This window comes from Streptomyces sp. YPW6 (assembly GCF_018866325.1).
Classification (GTDB): Bacteria; Actinomycetota; Actinomycetes; order Streptomycetales; family Streptomycetaceae; genus Streptomyces.
Window position 1 is genome coordinate 3156384 of record NZ_CP076457.1, and the last position, 16390, is coordinate 3172773.

The 16390-nt window shown below is 72.7% G+C and carries 17 protein-coding genes and 1 pseudogene; 7 read left to right on the plus strand and 11 right to left on the minus strand.

Going from position 1 to position 16390, the window contains the following annotated elements; genetic code table 11:
• Positions 1 to 88: 88 nt before the first annotated feature.
• Positions 89 to 1018, plus strand: coding sequence for a hypothetical protein (locus tag KME66_RS13760; protein WP_216322305.1), 930 nt, complete (start codon positions 89 to 91; stop codon positions 1016 to 1018).
• 78 nt (positions 1019 to 1096) lie between these two features.
• Here KME66_RS13760 and KME66_RS13765 read toward each other — a convergent pair whose 3' ends face one another.
• Positions 1097 to 1426 (minus strand): nuclear transport factor 2 family protein, encoded by a 330-nt coding sequence (locus KME66_RS13765; protein ID WP_073219613.1) that lies wholly within the window; start codon positions 1424 to 1426, stop codon positions 1097 to 1099.
• Positions 1427 to 1528: 102 nt separating this feature from the next.
• On the minus strand, positions 1529 to 2329 hold the full coding sequence (locus tag KME66_RS13770) for an alpha/beta hydrolase (RefSeq protein WP_216322308.1): 801 nt from the start codon (positions 2327 to 2329) through the stop codon (positions 1529 to 1531).
• 36 nt (positions 2330 to 2365) lie between these two features.
• Here KME66_RS13770 and KME66_RS13775 point away from each other — a divergent pair, with 36 nt between their 5' ends.
• Positions 2366 to 2983 (plus strand): TetR/AcrR family transcriptional regulator, encoded by a 618-nt coding sequence (locus KME66_RS13775; protein ID WP_216322311.1) that lies wholly within the window; start codon positions 2366 to 2368, stop codon positions 2981 to 2983.
• 147 nt (positions 2984 to 3130) lie between these two features.
• On the opposite strand, the gene KME66_RS13780 is transcribed toward KME66_RS13775, so the two are convergent.
• The 3 genes from KME66_RS13780 to KME66_RS13790 all read right to left on the minus strand — a co-directional run bounded on the left by KME66_RS13780 (position 3131) and on the right by KME66_RS13790 (position 6190).
• A complete protein-coding gene (locus KME66_RS13780; RefSeq protein WP_216322314.1) occupies positions 3131 to 4357 on the minus strand; it encodes a hypothetical protein in 1227 nt (408 codons plus the stop codon).
• 134 nt (positions 4358 to 4491) lie between these two features.
• On the minus strand, positions 4492 to 5394 hold the full coding sequence (locus tag KME66_RS13785) for a LysR family transcriptional regulator (RefSeq protein ID WP_216322318.1): 903 nt from the start codon (positions 5392 to 5394) through the stop codon (positions 4492 to 4494).
• 37 nt (positions 5395 to 5431) lie between these two features.
• The gene (locus KME66_RS13790; protein WP_073219601.1) at positions 5432 to 6190 is read right to left on the minus strand and encodes an SDR family oxidoreductase; all 759 of its coding nucleotides are present in this window, start codon (positions 6188 to 6190) and stop codon (positions 5432 to 5434) included.
• A 213-nt stretch (positions 6191 to 6403) separates the two neighbouring features.
• Here KME66_RS13790 and KME66_RS13795 point away from each other — a divergent pair, with 213 nt between their 5' ends.
• Both KME66_RS13795 and KME66_RS13800 read left to right on the plus strand, forming a co-directional pair.
• Positions 6404 to 7234: an SDR family oxidoreductase gene (locus KME66_RS13795; protein WP_216322321.1), complete on the plus strand. Its 831-nt coding sequence runs from the start codon at positions 6404 to 6406 to the stop codon at positions 7232 to 7234.
• Between the two features lie 45 nt (positions 7235 to 7279).
• Positions 7280 to 9307, plus strand: a complete 2028-nt coding sequence (locus KME66_RS13800; RefSeq protein ID WP_216322324.1) for a serine/threonine-protein kinase — start codon at positions 7280 to 7282, stop codon at positions 9305 to 9307.
• Positions 9308 to 9362: 55 nt separating this feature from the next.
• On the opposite strand, the gene KME66_RS13805 is transcribed toward KME66_RS13800, so the two are convergent.
• Entirely contained in the window at positions 9363 to 9848 is a 486-nt protein-coding gene (locus KME66_RS13805; protein ID WP_216322327.1) for a hypothetical protein, read from the minus strand.
• A gap of 61 nt (positions 9849 to 9909) precedes the next feature.
• Between KME66_RS13805 and pip the strand changes: the two genes are divergently transcribed.
• Complete coding sequence (gene pip, locus KME66_RS13810) at positions 9910 to 10929, plus strand: prolyl aminopeptidase (RefSeq protein ID WP_216322331.1); 1020 nt, start codon at positions 9910 to 9912, stop codon at positions 10927 to 10929.
• 108 nt (positions 10930 to 11037) lie between these two features.
• Here pip and KME66_RS13815 read toward each other — a convergent pair whose 3' ends face one another.
• Positions 11038 to 11523: a hypothetical protein gene (locus tag KME66_RS13815; RefSeq protein WP_216322333.1), complete on the minus strand. Its 486-nt coding sequence runs from the start codon at positions 11521 to 11523 to the stop codon at positions 11038 to 11040.
• Between the two features lie 221 nt (positions 11524 to 11744).
• Here KME66_RS13815 and KME66_RS13820 point away from each other — a divergent pair, with 221 nt between their 5' ends.
• Positions 11745 to 11987, plus strand: a complete 243-nt coding sequence (locus tag KME66_RS13820; RefSeq protein ID WP_073219583.1) for a DUF6411 family protein — start codon at positions 11745 to 11747, stop codon at positions 11985 to 11987.
• A gap of 89 nt (positions 11988 to 12076) precedes the next feature.
• Here KME66_RS13820 and KME66_RS13825 read toward each other — a convergent pair whose 3' ends face one another.
• Entirely contained in the window at positions 12077 to 13066 is a 990-nt protein-coding gene (locus KME66_RS13825; RefSeq protein WP_073219581.1) for an aldo/keto reductase, read from the minus strand.
• Positions 13067 to 13476: 410 nt separating this feature from the next.
• Entirely contained in the window at positions 13477 to 14073 is a 597-nt protein-coding gene (gene thpR / locus KME66_RS13830) for an RNA 2',3'-cyclic phosphodiesterase (RefSeq protein ID WP_216322336.1), read from the minus strand.
• A 101-nt stretch (positions 14074 to 14174) separates the two neighbouring features.
• Between thpR and KME66_RS33920 the strand changes: the two are divergent.
• A pseudogene (locus KME66_RS33920) lies at positions 14175 to 14339 on the plus strand (Uma2 family endonuclease); the annotation flags it as partial.
• Between the two features lie 62 nt (positions 14340 to 14401).
• Here KME66_RS33920 and KME66_RS13835 read toward each other — a convergent pair.
• Positions 14402 to 15736, minus strand: coding sequence for an MFS transporter (locus KME66_RS13835; protein ID WP_073219575.1), 1335 nt, complete (start codon positions 15734 to 15736; stop codon positions 14402 to 14404).
• A gap of 154 nt (positions 15737 to 15890) precedes the next feature.
• Positions 15891 to 16331: a MarR family winged helix-turn-helix transcriptional regulator gene (locus KME66_RS13840; RefSeq protein WP_006126571.1), complete on the minus strand. Its 441-nt coding sequence runs from the start codon at positions 16329 to 16331 to the stop codon at positions 15891 to 15893.
• Positions 16332 to 16390: the final 59 nt, after the last annotated feature.

Sequence of the window (16390 nt, forward strand, 5' to 3'; positions counted from 1 at the left end):
GCGGAAGGCCGAGGTACCGGATCGGCACGACGTAGGGAATCCTGTTGCCCGAAAAGTCTGCCGGTCATGGGTGTCAAGGGGAGAGGCGATGAGCGGGAGCGCCGGACGGAGGCTGCGGGAGCTCGCTCGCGGCCGAGCGAAGCCGTGGCCGGACCAGGTGACGGTTCGCTTCGCGATCGGCTACGGGGCACTGGCGGGCCTGTGCACGACACTCGCCGTGGCGCTGTCGCTGCTGCTCGCCGGTGGGCCCTCCTGGGGCCTGGTCCCGGTCTGGTTTCTCCTCCTCGCGGCGGGGCCCACCCTGGCGACGCTCCTCGTGAGCAGATCGGCGGACCGCCGCCGCCCGCTCCGCGCCCTGGGCGGAGGGCTGCTGTCGGTCCTGTTCCAGGCCGTGTGGGCCGCCCCCTTCAGCACCCTCCTCGGCGTCGTCCCCCGAGCCGACTCACTGCTCTGGCCGGCCCTGCTCCTGTGCCTGGCCAACGGCGGCTTCTGCGCCTTCGTGGTCGCCGACGTCGGCAGGGAGAAGCCCGGACGTCACACCGGCACGGGGCGGCCGGAAGACCGAACGGGCAGGCAACGGCCCAGGGAGCCGGCCGGCCACACCGCTCCTCCCGGCCCCCGGGCCCGCTCCCAGCAGGAGGAGCGGGCGATCACCGAGTTCGGCGAGCTGCTCGCGGCCCATCCCTTCACCCCCACCCTGCCGGGAGTGGACTACGTGCAGGTCGCGGACCACTCGCTGGCGCTGGACGCGTACGAACGCGCCAAGGCGGCGCCCGGGGGTGACGTCCTCCGCGTCATCGCCGAGGGAAGGACGGCGCTGGCCCAGCTGGACGCCCGGATGGGGCTGGACACCGTCCGGTCGAGAACGGGCTGCTTCTTCGACCCCCGCCACGGCCCGGGAGTGGTCGACGCCGCGTGGGCCCCGCGCGGAGGCACGCCGCGCACCGTGCAGGTGTGCCGCGCCGATGCCGTACGGCTGGCCGACGAGAGCAAGGGACGGAAACGCCCGGCCCGGTGAGGCACCGAGGCGGGGCCCGGAGCCAGGACACGGGAACCGGAGGCCGGGGTGCGGGTGCCGGCCGGAAGCACAGAGGGCTCAGGAAGGCGCCTGGCCCGTCTCGAACCGGCTGACACGGCCGTCGGTCACCGTGAAGACCCAGCGCGTCCGCATCGTGCCCCAGGTGTCGTTCGTGTAGTCGACGACGAGGACGCGGCCGTCGTCGGAGGCGTCCACGACCTGCATACGGCCGTTGGCCTGCGGGGAGAAGATCTCCTTCTCCGTCCACGCCGCCAGGTCCCGTTCGCTGCCGTCGTCGGACATGGTGGCGTCCTCGGTGAGGACGTCGGCGAAGAAGGCGTCCTTGTCGCCCGCGTTCACCACGGCGATGAACTTCTCCACGACCGGGTCGCTGATCGACGGGGTCATCGTGTTCCTCCTCGGTGTGCCCGGGACCGGACGTCCCGGAGATCCCCACCGAGTCTCTGCCGGTCCGCCCGAGGCCGCATGTCGGGCGCGTCCCCACCCCGCTCAGCCGGCGGCGGCCAGCCCCTCCATCAGCCGGGCCAGCTCCACCGGGGCCTGGAGATGGGCCATATGCCCCTGGCCGGGGAGCTCGTGCACCTCGGCATGGGGGACGCGCCCCGCGACGTCGTCGAACGATGTCCCGTAGGGAGCCGTGCCCCGATGGGCTCCGCCGACGATCAGGTCGACGCGCTCCGCCCGCCGGGCGAGGAAGTCCGGTGCGGGCTCCCCGTACAGCGCGGCCGTCTCGGCGTAGACCGGCGCGGCCAGTCGGCACAGTGCCTCCCACACTTCGGGGTCGGCGCGCAGCGCGTCGACGACGGCTCCGTCGAGACCGGCGATCCGCCGGTGCACGATCTCCACGGCCGCGTCCCGGTCCGCCGCCTCATCGGCCGCCTTGAGGTCCGGGAGCACGTCGAGGCCGAACGGCCGTATCACCGGCTCGTACGCGATCACCTGGCCCAGCGCCCGTTCGTCCGCGGTCAGCAGGGCGATGAGGCCGCCGTAACTCCAGCCGAAGAGGGTCCGCACGCCCCCGAGCCCGTCGAGGACCGCACCGAGGTCCGCCACCTCGGTGCGCAGGGAGTAGGCGGCGGTCAGCGGCCCCGAGGGCGCACGGCCGCGGCGGTTGACGACCGCCACCGACGGCCACGCTTCCACGGCGGTAGCGACGGCACGCCACCCGAGGGCGTCACTCATCGCGCCCGGGACGACGACGAGGCCCGGCGCGTCCGGCTCCCCGTACACGTCGACCGTGACCCAGCTGCCGTCGCCGACCGGGAACCTTTTCTGAATCGTTCGCTCCATAAACCTATTATGGTGCGATCGCTCTACAATGCAAGGGTGCCCCAGCCGAAACGTGGACGCCCCCGAGCCTTCGACCGCGACCAAGCCCTCCTGGACGCCGCCCGCCTCTTCTGGCGGCGCGGATACTCGGGCACCTCGACCCGCGATCTGACCGCGCGACTCGGCCTCTCCACCTCCAGCCTCTACGGAGCCTTCGGCAGCAAGGCCGAGCTGTTCGAGGAGGCCGTACGGACCTACGCCGAGCGCTACCGCGAGATCTACGAACAGGCGGTCGCCGCACGCGAGTTCCGGACCGTCGTCGAACGCGTCCTGATCGACTCCGTCCACGAGTTCACCCGGCCCGACGACGAACACCCCGGCTGCCTGCTCAGCAGCGCCGCCATGGCCGACAGCACCAGCACCCTCGACACCAGCGCCTACTTCGCCGAACTCCAGGGACACAACGAGCGGATCCTCCGCGCACGCGTCGAACGCGCCGCTGAGGAGGGTGAGTTGCCGACGAACTCGGACACATCGGCCTTGACCGGGCTCATCCAGTCGATCTGGCACGGGCTGTCGGCGCGGGCCAATCTCGGCGCGGACCGCGAAGACCTGCTCGCAGTCGCCCGGCTGGGCCACACGTTGATCTGCGGGCCGGCCGGGCCTGCCCGGTGACCGTCGCCACCGGGGACCGCCCCGGCCCAGAGGCGGTACGTCCTCCGCGGGTGCAGTCGCAGAGGAAGCACCGCCCGCACTGGGCCGGGACGGAGTAGGGGCCGGGCGGCAGAGCCGCCCGGACGGAGCCGGGCCGAAGCCCGGGCCTCACACGCCGGAGCTGCGCCTGCGGGCCCGGCGTCCGGCGACGGCGAGCGCGGAACCGAGGAGGACCAGCGTCCCGCCCGCGCCGAGCGCCCAGCTCGTCACGGCGTCACTTCCGGTGTGGGCGAGGCCGCCGCCGGAAGCGGAGACACCACCGGTGGCCGGCGCGGTCCAGCCGCCCTGACCCGTTCCGCCGGAAGAGGCACCTGTCCCGCCGCCGGGGACGCCACCGCCCCCGCCCGGAGCAGGGCCGGTTCCGCCACCTCCTGCGCCGCCTCCCGTTGCCGCACCACCGCCGGTCCCGGGACCCGGGGCCGGTTCTTCATGGGGATCAGGGTCGGGGGAGGAGCTGGGGTCCGTGGACGGCTCGGGCTCGGGGTCTACGGACGGGTCGGGCTCGGGGTCCGTCGAGGGCTCAGGGCCGGGGTCCGCGGACGGCTCAGGCCCAGGATGCTCCGACGGCTCCGGGTCGGGATCCTCCGACGGCTCCGGGTCCACGGAAGGCTCCGGGTCGGGATCAGCAGACGGCTCCGGGTCCACGGAAGGCTCCGGGTCAGGATCCTCGGACGGCTCCGGGTCCACGGAAGGCTCCGGGTCAGGATCCTCGGACGGCTCGACCGACGGGTCAGGCGAAGGATCAGGACCAGCGGGCCGGATGATCCACGCGCTCTCCCAGTAGTCCTCACTGCTCTCCTCCGCGTGGTCCTCGTCGGGCTGGGGCCCGATGTGGAACCGCACGGACGGAGCGTCACCGGCGAACTTCATCCGGAGCGGAATGACGGTCTCCCCCGGAGCCAGCCTCATGCCGTCGACCGGGAGGATCACATCCACGTCCCGGCCTCCCATGTCCCACAACTCCAAGTCCCCCCACGGACCGTCGAACTTCGCCTGGACGGACACGTGTGACGGCTGAAGGGACTCACCGGGGTAGAGGGTGATCAGCTGGATGTCCATCGTGAAGTCGGACAGCTCCTCCTCCGTGATGTTCTTCAGGACGAGGTCGAACTCCTGCCAGGCGCCGCCCGCCTCGAACTCTGCGGGCACCCCTCTGAACCGCGCCACCAGACCGCCGCCCTCCTCGTTCCGGCCGTCGTCGCTCGTCCTCGCCGTCGCCACGGGGCGGGACTGAGCCCGCGCGCTCACCGTGTCGGCGACGGCCGACGCGCCTCCCAGAAATACCGGGGCGGCCACCGCTGCCGTCGCCAGCAGAGCAATGCGTCTACGTTTCACAGAACTACCGATTTCCTTCGCAGGGGCAGGAGATCACCAGCTTCCCGACCACCTGAAGATCCAGATAGCCCCGTTCCTCCTCTCAACCCATAAAGAGAACTTATGGCACCAAGACACCCAAAAACCCGTCCCCGTCACTCCGCGAGAAAGCCGCTTCCCCTCTCCCCCGCGGTCCGCTCCAGGAAGACGTCCCGCCCCGGGCACGTCGTGTGCGCGGGCCACAGCGCGTGGACCGGAACGTGCACCGGCGGGTCCAGGTCGATGACGTACGCCGCGCCGCCCGCCGCCGGCCCCGGGGCCGTCGTCACGAAGGCGATGCGGCCGGTCGCGGTGACGGCGGTGACGGGCGGCGTGCCCTGGACCGGGTTGCGCCGGACGTCCGGCTCGACGCCCGCCTGACGGCACAGGCCGATCAGGAGGTCCGTGTACGCGGACGAGCCCGCCTCGCCCCACACCGTGAGCGGCCGGCCCCGCAGATCGGCCAGGGCCACCGCGGGCCGGGCGGCGAGCGGGTCCCCGGCGGGGACGGCGACCCGCAGGCGGTGTTCGGCGACCCGGGCCCGGGTCAGCCCCGTGTCGGCGGGCATGGCACGGGTCAGGCCCAGGTCGCAGGCGCCGGTGAGGAGTTGCTCGCGCAGTTCGTCGGGGAAGAGCTGGCGGACGTGGGCCTGTATGCCCTGCTCCTCCGTGCCCGCCCGGGTCAGCAGCTCCACCACCTCCTCCGCCGTGACCGCCGGGGTGTGGCCGATCCGCAGGTGCCCGGCCTGCCCGCGCCCGATGCGGCGGGCCCGGTCCAGGGCGGCGAGCGCCTGGGCGCTGAGCGCCCGGGCGTCGTCGATGAGAGCCTGCCCGGCCGGGGTCGGGGTGACGTGCTGGTGCCCCCGGTCCAGGAGCCGGACGCCGACGTGCCGCTCCAGGGTGCGGATGGAGGTGCTCAGCGCCTGCTGGCTCAGGTGCAGCCGTTCGGCCGCCCGGGTGAACCCGCCCTCCTCGGCGACGGCGACAAGATGCTCCAGCTTGCGCAGGTCCAGACTCACGCGGTCCTCCCGAACGCCGTCGGCCGACGCCCGCCGCTCAGCGGACCGTGTAGCCGCCGTTGGCGAAGATCGTCTGACCGGTGATCCAGCCTCCCTCGGTGACGAGGAATTTCACCAGCGGGGCGATGTCCTCGATCTCCGTCAGCCGTCCGCCCATCGCCTGGGACTTGTGGAACTCCACGCGCTCCGGCGTCTCCTGCGGGTAGAAGAACGGCGTGTCCATCGGCCCCGGGGCCACATTGTTCACCGCGATGCCGCGCGGCGCGAACTCCTTGGCCGCCGCCCGGGTGAAGTGCTCCAGCGGGGCCTTCGCCCCCGCGTAGGTGGAGTACCCGTCGGTGAACGCGGCGAGCAGGGACGTCACCAGGCTGACGATGCGGCCGCCGTCGTTGAGACGGGCTCCCGCCTCCTGGAGGAAGAAGTACGCCGCCTTGGAGTTGATCGCGAACATGCGGTCGTACTCCTCCTCGGTCGTCCCGGCGATCGGCTTCCGCAGCACCATGCCCGTGGTGTTCACGGCGACGTCCACCCCGCCGAAGGCGTCGAGCGCCTGGTCGAAGAGGTTCCGTACCCCCTCGACACGGGTCAGGTCCTCGCGGACGACGACGGCCTGGGCGCCCGTGCCCCGTACGGCCTCCGCCGTCTTCTCGGCATCGGCTGCGGTGTTCTCGCCGTGGTAGTGGACGACGACGTTCGCTCCGGCCTCACCGAGCGAGCGGCTGATCAGGCCACCGAGGTTCTTCGCACCTCCGGCGACGACGGCGGTCCTGCCCTTCAACGACTGCTGCTCGCCCATGACGGATCCCTCTCTCCGATATGTACCGTTCGTTGCGGTTTCCGTCGTCCACGCTAGGAGCGGGGATCGCCGAGGGGAAACAGAAAGATCGCGTCCGTCCACCAGGAAGATGGGTCACCGCAGGTCAGCGCGGGTCAGCGGGGAGAAACGGCCCCTGCCCGGGTGACCGGAAACGTCATTGACGTACGCCTACGGGTCACGAAGGATCACCGCGTGACGACCACCCCGCAGCCCACCGGTTCCCCCGCTCCCGCCCCGTCCCGCCCCATCGCCCTGATCACCGGCGTCGGCCGCAGCATCGGCATCGGAGCGGGCATCGCGCGGCGGCTGGCGGCCTCCGGCTGGGACGTCGCCTTCACCTACTGGACGCCCTACGACCGCCGTATGGAGTGGGGCGCCGAGCCCGGGGCCGCGGCGTCCATCGCGCAGGAGCTGGCGGAGGCCGGAGCCTGTACGGCGGCGATCGAGGCGGACCTCACCGACCCCGACGCGCCGGCCCGCATCTTCGACGAGGCCGAACAGCGCCTCGGCGGGCCGGTGACCGCGCTCGTCCTCTCGCACGCGGAGTCGGTCGACTCGGGGCTGCTGGACACCACCGTGGAGGCGTTCGACCGGCACTTCGCGGTGAACGCACGGGCCAGTTGGCTGCTGATCCGGGAGTACGGGCTGCGCTTCCGCACCGCATCCGGCAACGCCACCGCTCCCGGCAGCGGAGCAGCCACCGGCCGGATCGTCGCGCTCACCAGCGACCACACCGTGGGCAACCTCCCGTACGGCGCGAGCAAGGGGGCTCTGGACCGCATCACCCTCGCCGCCGCCCACGAGCTGGCCCACCTCGGAGTGACGGCGAACGTCGTCAACCCCGGCCCCATCGACACCGGATGGATGACCGACGACCTGCGCGAGGCCCTGATCCGGGGGACCCCGCTCGGCCGGATCGGCACGCCGCGGGACACCGCTCATCTGGTGGACTTCCTGTGCTCCCCCGAAGGCCAGTGGATCAACGGCCAGTTGCTGAGGAGCAACGGCGGCGCGGCTGCCTGACGGGTGTCTAATCTGGCCTGGTCCATGGAGTGCGCAGGGGGGCGTATGCACAACGACGACAGGGCCGGCCGAACGGACGACGGGCAGGACGGGCGCCGGGCGGACGACGCCTCCCCCCGGACCGTCATCGACGGACGCTACGAACTGCTGGAGCGGATCGGCAGCGGCGGGATGGGCGAGGTCTGGAAGGCCCACGACCGGCGGCTGCGCAGGTACGTCGCGGTGAAGGGCCTGCTGGACCGGAACGCCATGACCGCGGACACGCAGGCGACGGCGATGCAGCGCGCCCGGCGCGAGGCGGAGGCCATCGCCAGGATCGAGCACCAGAACGTGGTGACGGTCCACGACCGGGTCGAGACCGACCACCAGGTCTGGATCGTGATGAAGCTGCTCGAAGCACGGTCCCTCGGGGACCTGTTGAGCCGCGACGGCGTCCTCGCCGTACCGCGCGCCGCCACCATCGGCCTCCAGGTCCTCCAGGGCCTGCGGGCGGTCCACGCGGCATCGGTGGTCCACCGCGACGTGAAGCCCGGCAACGTCCTCGTCCGGGACGACGGCCTCGCGATCCTGGTCGACTTCGGTATCGCCACCTTCGAGGGCGCGGACCGGGTGACCCGGACCGGCAGCGTCATCGGCACCTCCTCCTACCTGGCCCCCGAGCTCTTCGCTCCCGCCTCCCCCGGCCCCACGCCCGCCTCCGACCTGTGGGCGCTCGGCGTCACGCTGTACGAGGCGGTCGAGGGCCGCGTGCCCTTCGCCGGGCACGAGGTGTGGGAGGTCCAGGAGAACATCCGGCAGTCCCCGGACCCCGCCTTCCGGTACGCCGGTCCGCTCGCCCCCGTCATCCAGGGGCTGTTGGCCGCCGACCCCCGGGAGCGGCTGGACGCGGCCACGGCGGAGGCGATGCTCCGCGAGGTGCTCGACGACCCCGCCGCCCCGGACGCGGGCGCGGCGGGCGGAGCGACGCATCCGCCCACGGCGGTCGCCGTCCCGGACCCCTCGCCGACGCCGACGCCCGTACCGCGCACGGACATCAGGACTCCGGCACCCGCCGCGCCCGCCCCCGCGCCTCCGCCTTCCCCTCCGTCGGCGAGCGGGCGCGGCGCCCGCTACCGGACGTGGCGGATCACGGCGGCCGTCGTGTGCGTGGCGCTGCTGGCCGGCGCGGGCTGGCTGGCCACGCGGGGCGAGGAAGGTGGCCGGGGCGACCGGGCCGGCGCGGCGGAGGACCGGTCGCAAGACCGGGGAGAGGACCGGGAGCAGGACAACAGCGGCAGCCAGGAGCGGTGGAAGGACACGCACCCCACCCTGGAGATCGGCGTCAAGGACGACCAGCCCGGTCTGAGCAAGTTCGACGACAAGACGCGCACGTACCGGGGGTACGACATCGACCTGGCCTACGCGATCGCCGAGAGCATGGGGTACGGCAGGGGCGAGGTCGCCTTCACCACGGTCGCCACGGACTACCGGTCCACCGCGCTGAAGACCAAGCAGGTGGACCTGGTCATCGCCTCGTACAGCATCACCGACGACCGCAAGTCGGCCGGCCCCGACGGCTACAGCGTCGACTTCGCGGGCCCGTACTACGAGGCGAGCCGGGGCTTCCTGGTCCGCGAGAAGTCGGCGAAGTACGCGATCGACGACTCCAGCGATCTGCGGGACCTGGGCGTCGAGGTGTGCACGGCACGGGAGTCGACGTACGAGAAGGCGCTGCCGCAGCAGGGCTTCACCCTGGCGAAGTCGCAGCCCAACACCTATCAGGACTGCCTGGACAGGCTGCTGGACCCGGAGTCCGACGTGTACGCGGTGGCCTCGGACGACATCATCCTCGCCGGGTACGCCGAGGCGAACCCGGGCAAGGTGCGGCGGCTGGAGAACATCCGGGGCGCGGAGGGCTACGGCGTGGCGATGCGGCCGGGGACCCCGACGCTGAAGCGCGAGGTGTGCTCGGCACTGCGGACGATCCTGGCCGGCCGGGTCTGGGAGGACATGTACAAGGAGAACCTGTCGGGCCTGGTGGGCGACAAGAACCCCCCGGGGCGACCGGAACTGACGGAGTGCGAGGGGTTCTGAGGCCGCGGTACCGGGAGGCCCGCGAGGATCGCGATGACGCTGGAGTTCCCCCGGCTCACCGCTCCGGGAACCGCTCCCCGCACCGGCTGCAGAACACCGGCGCGGGGTCCTGCGACAGCCGCCCGCACTCCGGGCAGACCCGGTCCAGCATGCAGGGCCCCTCGCCCCCGTCGACCGCCCCGCCCGACGGCTTGATCGCGAGGCCGGGGCGACGGCGGTGGACGGTGAGGTACGTGAGCCCGTCCGGCCCCGCCGCCAGCGCGCGCCGGGACGTGCGGGGCAGCCAGAGAACGGCGCCGGGCGCGAGGTCCAGGGCCGCGCCGCCCGCCGTCAGCCCGCCCGCCCCCTCCAGCACGAGGAGCAGCACATCGAGCACGTCCTCCTGGTGCTCACCGACCTCGGCGCCGGACGGCAGCCGCACCAGATTGGCGTCCAACTCCCTTCCCGGCTCCGCCAGATGCCACAGCGCGCCGCGCTCGCCGGGAGCGGCGGCGGCCAGCAGACCGGCGATACGGGCGAGGATCCGGGGAGCGGCGTTCACGGCGTCCAGGCTACGCCGCTGCCGTAGGCTGCCAGGCCGACGCACGAGGGAGGGCCCGGGGATGGAACGGACACGCGACGACACGCTGTACCCGCCGATCGAGCCGTACGCGAGCGGCATGCTGGAGGTCGGGGACGGCAACCTCGTGTACTGGGAGGTGTGCGGCAACCCGGACGGCAAGCCGGCCCTCGTGGTGCACGGCGGCCCCGGCTCGGGCAGCACGCCCCGCTCCCGCCGGTACTTCGACCCGGACCGCTACCGGGTGGTCCTCTTCGACCAGCGGGGCTGTGGACGCTCGACACCGCACGCGAGCGATCCGGCGACGGACATGCGGCACAACACGACGGCCCACCTGATCGCCGACATGGAACGCCTGCGGGAGCACCTGAACATCGACACGTGGCTGCTGTACGGGGGCTCGTGGGGCTCGACGCTGATCCTGGCGTACGCCGAGGAGCACCCGGAGCGGGTCACGGAGGTGGTGATCCCGGCGGTGACGACGACCCGCCGCAGCGAGATCGACTGGCTCTACCGGGGCGTCGGCCGGCTCTTCCCCGAGGCCTGGGCCGCCTTCCGCGCGGGCGTCCCCGAGACGGACGACCCGGCCGGCCTGGTCGCGGCGTACGCCCGCCGGATGGAGAGCGAGGACGCCGCCGTACGGGAGAAGGCGACGGCGGACTGGTGCGCCTGGGAGGACGCGGTCCTGTCGATGGAGGCGATCCCGGGCCCGCCCCCGTACGGCAGCCGACCGGGCCGCGACCAGCTGGCGCTCGTCCGGATCTGCTCCCACTACTTCGCCCACGGAGCCTGGCTGGAGGAGGGCCGACTGCTCGCCCGCGCCCACCGCCTGACCGGCATCCCGGCCGCCCTGATCCACGGCCGCTTCGACCTCGCGGGCCCGCTGATGACCGCCTGGGAACTCGACCGCGCCTGGCCCGACGCCACACTGACGGTCATCGACAACGCGGGCCACATGGGCGGCACGGAGACCCGGCGGGCGGTGCTGGCGGCGCTGGACGGGTTCGCGGGGAAGCAGCCAGCATGTCGACGGACGAGCAGGCATGAACCTCAGGAAACATGACGTAGGTACTTCGGCCTCGCCGCCCCGCATGCGCCGCCCGCAGACATGGCGACAGAGGCCGTCATCCCGGGATGGCGGCCGGCCGGGACAGGGCCGATGCCTCCGGGATCAGTACCCCTGTCCGACCAGGTAGGAGTCGAAGTCCAAGGCCAGGGACCGTGCCTCGGAGACCCGCGCTTCGCCGGTCCCGTCCACCAGCACGAACGTGCAGACTCCCTGCGCCGCCCGGACGACCCACATCGCGCGGTCGCCGTCGCGCAGCAGGGCGAGTTCCAGCTCGCTCCCGGTGACGACGTCGGAGATCACCTCGCGGCTCTCCCGCCGCCAGAGCGTGCCCGCGATCCGCAGCCCCCGGGGGTGGACGGCTTCCGCGCACACGGTGCACAGGGCCTCGATTTCGTCCGCTTCCGCGCCCTCCGCGTCGCACTCCACCGAGCGGAAGTACGGCCACCCGTCCTCGTCGCCCCGCCCCGCGACGGCGAAGAACCCGGCCTCGGCGGAGAACGCGGCGGCGGCCCGCACGGGCGATCCCTCCTCGCCGAGAGCCAGATGCGTGCGCAGGACCTCGCCCCACTTCTCGGTCACCGGAGACATCGTTGCGTCCCTCCTCTTCTTCGTGCTTCGTGGTTCGTCGTCCGCCGGGCGGTCGCCCCCCACGGGCCCGGCCCAGCAACTCCTGCCCCGGTATCTCCCGATCAGACCGGACCCGTCCCCCGCGTGCGGACAACGGCACAGCACGGAGGGTTCGCCCACCGGTGATCGGGCACGCGTGGCAGACACCACCCGCCAACGGCAGCACAGGAAAGGGACCCACCATGATGGTCGTCGGAATAGTCGCGGTCTGCGCCGTTCTCCTCGTACTCGCCTTCCTCGTGCCGCGCCTCTCGCGCCACCCGGAACGCGGTACACAGCGCACGCTGGGCCTGGGCTCGCGCGCCGGAGGCAAAGCTCCCGGCGTCCTGGGCCGCCTCTTCAGCAAGCCGTTCCGCAGCAGCTCCAAGGCCGTCGGCCGCAGCGGCTCGGCCGGCCGCCGCGCCCGCGGCCACATGCCGTTCTGACCGCCGCCCGGCAGGACCGGCCGCCGGTGCAGCAAGGCGTCCGGCACGGTGGCACCGTGCCGGACGCCCCCCTTCGGTTCCCGTCGGCGCTACCAGGCGAACGCCTCCGGCGAGGGGCCCGGCCCCGGGAAGATCTCGTCCAGGCCGGTGAGCACCTCCTCCGGGAGGTCCAGCTCCAGGGCCCGCAGCGCGCTGTCCAGCTGGTCGGCGGTGCGCGGGCCGACGATCGGGCCCGTGACGCCGGGGCGGGTCAGCAGCCAGGCCAGGGCCGCTTCGCCGGGCTCCAGGCCGTGCTTGTCGAGCAGGTCCTCGTACGCCTGGAGCCGGTCACGGGTGGCGGGGTCGGCCAGGGCGTCGGCCGCGCGGCCCGAGGCGCGGCGGCCGCCCTCGGCGGTCTTCCTGATCACGCCGCCCAGCAGGCCGCCGTGCAGCGGGGACCAGGGGATGACCCCGAGGCCGTACTCCTGCGCGGCCGGGATGACCTCCATCTCGGCGCGGCGCTCGACGAGGTTGTAGATGCACTGCTCGCTGACCAGGCCGAGCGAACCGCGCCGGGCGGCCTGCTCGTTGGCCTGGGCGATCTTGTAGCCGGAGAAGTTGGACGATCCGGCGTAGAGGATCTTGCCCTGCTGGACCAGGACGTCGATCGCCTGCCAGATCTCGTCGAAGGGCGTGTTCCGGTCGACGTGGTGGAACTGGTACAGGTCGATGTGGTCGGTCTGCAGGCGCTTCAGCGAGGCGTCGACCGCACGCCGGATGTTCACGGCGGAGAGCTTGTCGTGGTTGGGCCAGGCCTCGCCGTCGGCGCCCATGTTCCCGTACATCTTGGTGGCCAGGACCACCTTGTCCCTCCGGCCGCCGCCCTGGGCGAACCAGGTGCCGAGGATCTCCTCGGTGCGCCCCTTGTTCTCGCCCCAGCCGTAGACGTTGGCCGTGTCGAAGAAGTTCAGGCCCGCGCCGAGCGCGGAGTCCATGATCGCGTGACTGTCCGACTCGTTGGTCTGCGGGCCGAAGTTCATCGTCCCGAGGACGAGCCGGCTGACCTTGAGTCCCGTACGTCCGAGCTGTGTGTACCTCATGGCGCCCCAGCCAACTCCTTCGAGTCCACTCCAGGCAAGCACGCACCCCGGACGCCTCACGGACGCGCCGGGCCGCCCCGCGGCGTGTCGCACCGCCCGGCGGCACACCGGGGCTCAGCCGCCGAGAGCGGCCCCCACGGCGACGACGAGGAACATGAGCACGAGCACGGCGGCCATGATGCGGTTTCTGGTCTTCGGGTCCACCCTTCGAGCCTAACCGCACCGCTCACCGGTCCCGCTGCCAGGCCGCCCCGGGCCGGCGCAGCGACACCGCTCGCCCGGCCTGCCGACGGGGCGCCGGGGCGCCGAGCGGCACCACACGCCGGGCCCGGCCGCCGGGCCTCGTAGCGGGATCGCCCGTCCGGTGCCCCGCCCGCCCCGGGCCGCCACCCGCTCACCCACTCACCCGCTCACCCGCCCAGCGGCCAGGCCCGCACCGTCGTGTAGCGCGGCCGCTCCCCCGGCACCCCGGACGCCGGCAGACGGCTCTGTACGAGCGTGAGCCGCCCGGCCTCCCAGCGCTGCCCCTCGAACCCGGCCAGGGCCGCGGCGAAGGGCCGCAGGTCCGCCGCGCCCCGGCTGCGGGCCAGCGTGAGGTGCGGGGTGAAACGGCGGTGCTCCTCCACCGGCAGCCCGGCCCGCCGGGCGGCGGCCTCCGCGCGCTCGGCGAGCAGCCGCAGCGTGCCGAGGCCGCCCGCCGCCCCGGCCCACAGCGCCCGCCCGCCGAAGTGCCCGGCCCCGTGCACCCGGAGCGCGAAGGGCTCGGTACGGCGCGCGGCCCGCTCCAGGCGTACCTCCAGCTCCGGCCGTACGTCCCCGGGCACCTCCCCGTAGAACGCCAGGGTGACGTGCCAGCCCTCGGGGCCGGTCCAGCGCAGGTCCCGCGCTCCCGGCAGGGAGTGCAGCGGCGCGAGAGCCGTACGGAGCTCGGCGACGGCCGCGTCGGGCGGCAGGACGGCGGCGAAGAGGCGCTGGGCGGGCGGACGACGGGGGTCGCGGCTGCTCATGAGCGCGAGTCTGGCAGGTCCGGGCGTGTCCGGGACGCCGGGCCTGTCGTGTCCCACGCGGCTGCCCGCACGCCCCTGCGGCAGCGGGGAGGAGCGGCACGATGACCGTCGTGGACACCGACAGGATGGACATGCCCGACACCAGCGACGCGCGCACTCCGGACGAGATGTCCGAGTGGCTTGAGCCCACCCCCGAGGGATTCGAGGTCGGGATCGTCGAGGGGACCGTTCCCATGTCGCCGCAGCGGGACACGCGCTGGGAGATCAGATTGATCCTCGACGGCGGAGCCGCCCCCGCCCGGTCCGGGAGGGGGCGGCTCCGTGCGGCCTACGCCGCCGTCGCCAGCTGCTCGCGCGGGACGAAGCGGACGTGCGGGCGGCCCGGTCGCAGGTCGACCTTCAGGCGGAGGCCGCCGACGCGGGCCAGTGCGAAGCCGACCGCCAGGGCGGCGATCACCGAGATCGCGCCGCCGGCCGCGAAGCCGGTGCGGGCGCCGTACGTGTCGCTGATCCAGCCGACGATCGGGGCGCCCACGGGCGTACCCCCGACGAAGACCATCATGTACAGGCTCATCACCCGGCCCCGCATCTCCGGATCGGCGGCCATCTGGACGCTCGTGTTCGCGGTGATGTTCGTCGTCAGGCCCAGCATGCCGATCGGGACCAGGAGCACCGAGAACAGCCAGACGTACGGGGAGAGCGAGGCGGCGATCTCCAGCAGCCCGAACGCCGTGGCCGCCGCCACCAGCATCCGCAGCCGCGAGGAGCGGCGGCGGGCCGAGAGCAGCGCGCCGGCCAGCGAACCGGTCGCCATCAGGATGTTGAAGAAGGAGTACATGCCCGCGCCGCCGTCGAAGATCTCGTCGGCGAAGGCGGTCAGCCAGATCGGGAAGTTGAAGCCGAACGTGCCGACGAAGCCGACCAGCACGATCGGCCAGATCAGCTCGGGGCGGCCGCGGACGTAGCTCAGGCCCTCGCGGAGCTGCCCCTTGGCGCGGGGCACGGTCGTCGACGCGTGCAGTTCGTCGGTCCGCATCATCAGCAGGCCGACGAGCGGGGCCAGGAAGGACAGGCCGTTGAGCAGGAACGCCCACCCGCTGCCGACCGTGGTGATCAGGACGCCCGCGACCGCGGGGCCGATGAGCCGGGCGGACTGGAAGTTCGCCGAGTTCAGGCTGACCGCGTTGCGCAGCTGCGCGGGGCCGACCATCTCGGAGACGAACGACTGGCGGGCCGGGTTGTCGACGACGGTCACCAGGCCGAGCAGGAACGCGACCAGGTAGACGTGCCAGACCTGCACGACCCCGGAGAGGGTCAGGGCGGCCAGCGCGATGCCGCACAGGCCGAGCATGGCCTGGCTGACGAGCAGGATCCGCCGCTTCGGGAGGCGGTCGGCGATGACGCCGCCGTACAGGCCGAAGAGGAGCATCGGAAGGAACTGCAGGGCCGTGGTGATGCCCACGGCGGTGGCGGAACCGGTCAGGCTCAGCACGAGCCAGTCCTGCGTGATGCGGGACATCCAGGTACCGGTGTTGGAGATCACGGCGCCCGTCGCGAACAGGCGGTAGTTACGGATCTTCAGCGACGAGAAGGTCCCGCCGGTCGTGCTCTCGTGGGTGGAAGTCGGTGCGGGGGCGGAGTCTGCTCCGGGTCCCGTACTCAAAGGGGTTCATCTCCTCGTACGTCTGCGGCGTGCGGTCCGACGAGGACGTGACGACGGGCGCTCCGGCGGTGATCCGGTCCGGTCCGGCCGTATCCGGCGGTGTCCGGGATACGGGGAACGGTCCGGCGGGTCACCCGTCGGCGCGCCCGCGGGGTCACAGGTGGGCGAGCTTCTCCAACACGGGCGCGGCGGCCCGCAGCGTCTCCCACTCGTCCTCGTCCAGGCCCTCGGCGAGGTGGGCCAGCCAGGCGTTCCGCTTGGTGCGGCTCTCCGCGAGCATGGCCTCGGCCTGCTCGGTCTGGCTGACCCTCTTCTGCCGACGGTCATCGGGGTGCGGTTCCAGTCTGACCAGCCCCTTCGCCTCCAGCAGCGCGACGATGCGGGTCATCGACGGCGGCTGCACATGCTCCTTGCGGGCCAGCTCACCGGGGGTGGCCGAGCCGCAGCGGGCCAGGGTGCCGAGCACCGACATCTCGGTGGGGCTCAGCGACTCGTCGACTCGCTGGTGCTTCAGGCGACGGCCCAGCAGCATCACGGCGGAGCGGAGGGAGCTCACGGCGGCGGCACTGTCGCCGTCGTGGATCAGGTCAGGCATGTTTGTTAGCGTAACTCATTACCAAACCTAAATACCACCCGGTTACACCTCCCGTACAT

Bases quoted from the DNA above. Each gene is read 5' to 3' on its own strand.
- KME66_RS13760 (WP_216322305.1), top strand. From the start codon at position 89: ATGAGCGGGAGCGCCGGACGGAGGCTGCGGGAGCTCGCTCGCGGCCGA.
- KME66_RS13765 (WP_073219613.1), bottom strand. From the start codon at position 1,426: ATGACCCCGTCGATCAGCGACCCGGTCGTGGAGAAGTTCATCGCCGTG.
- KME66_RS13770 (WP_216322308.1), bottom strand. From the start codon at position 2,329: ATGGAGCGAACGATTCAGAAAAGGTTCCCGGTCGGCGACGGCAGCTGG.
- KME66_RS13790 (WP_073219601.1), bottom strand. From the start codon at position 6,190: ATGGGCGAGCAGCAGTCGTTGAAGGGCAGGACCGCCGTCGTCGCCGGA.
- KME66_RS13800 (WP_216322324.1), top strand. From the start codon at position 7,280: ATGCACAACGACGACAGGGCCGGCCGAACGGACGACGGGCAGGACGGG.
- pip (WP_216322331.1), top strand. From the start codon at position 9,910: ATGGAACGGACACGCGACGACACGCTGTACCCGCCGATCGAGCCGTAC.
- KME66_RS13815 (WP_216322333.1), bottom strand. From the start codon at position 11,523: ATGTCTCCGGTGACCGAGAAGTGGGGCGAGGTCCTGCGCACGCATCTG.
- KME66_RS13820 (WP_073219583.1), top strand. From the start codon at position 11,745: ATGATGGTCGTCGGAATAGTCGCGGTCTGCGCCGTTCTCCTCGTACTC.
- KME66_RS13825 (WP_073219581.1), bottom strand. From the start codon at position 13,066: ATGAGGTACACACAGCTCGGACGTACGGGACTCAAGGTCAGCCGGCTC.
- thpR (WP_216322336.1), bottom strand. From the start codon at position 14,073: ATGAGCAGCCGCGACCCCCGTCGTCCGCCCGCCCAGCGCCTCTTCGCC.
- KME66_RS13840 (WP_006126571.1), bottom strand. From the start codon at position 16,331: ATGCCTGACCTGATCCACGACGGCGACAGTGCCGCCGCCGTGAGCTCC.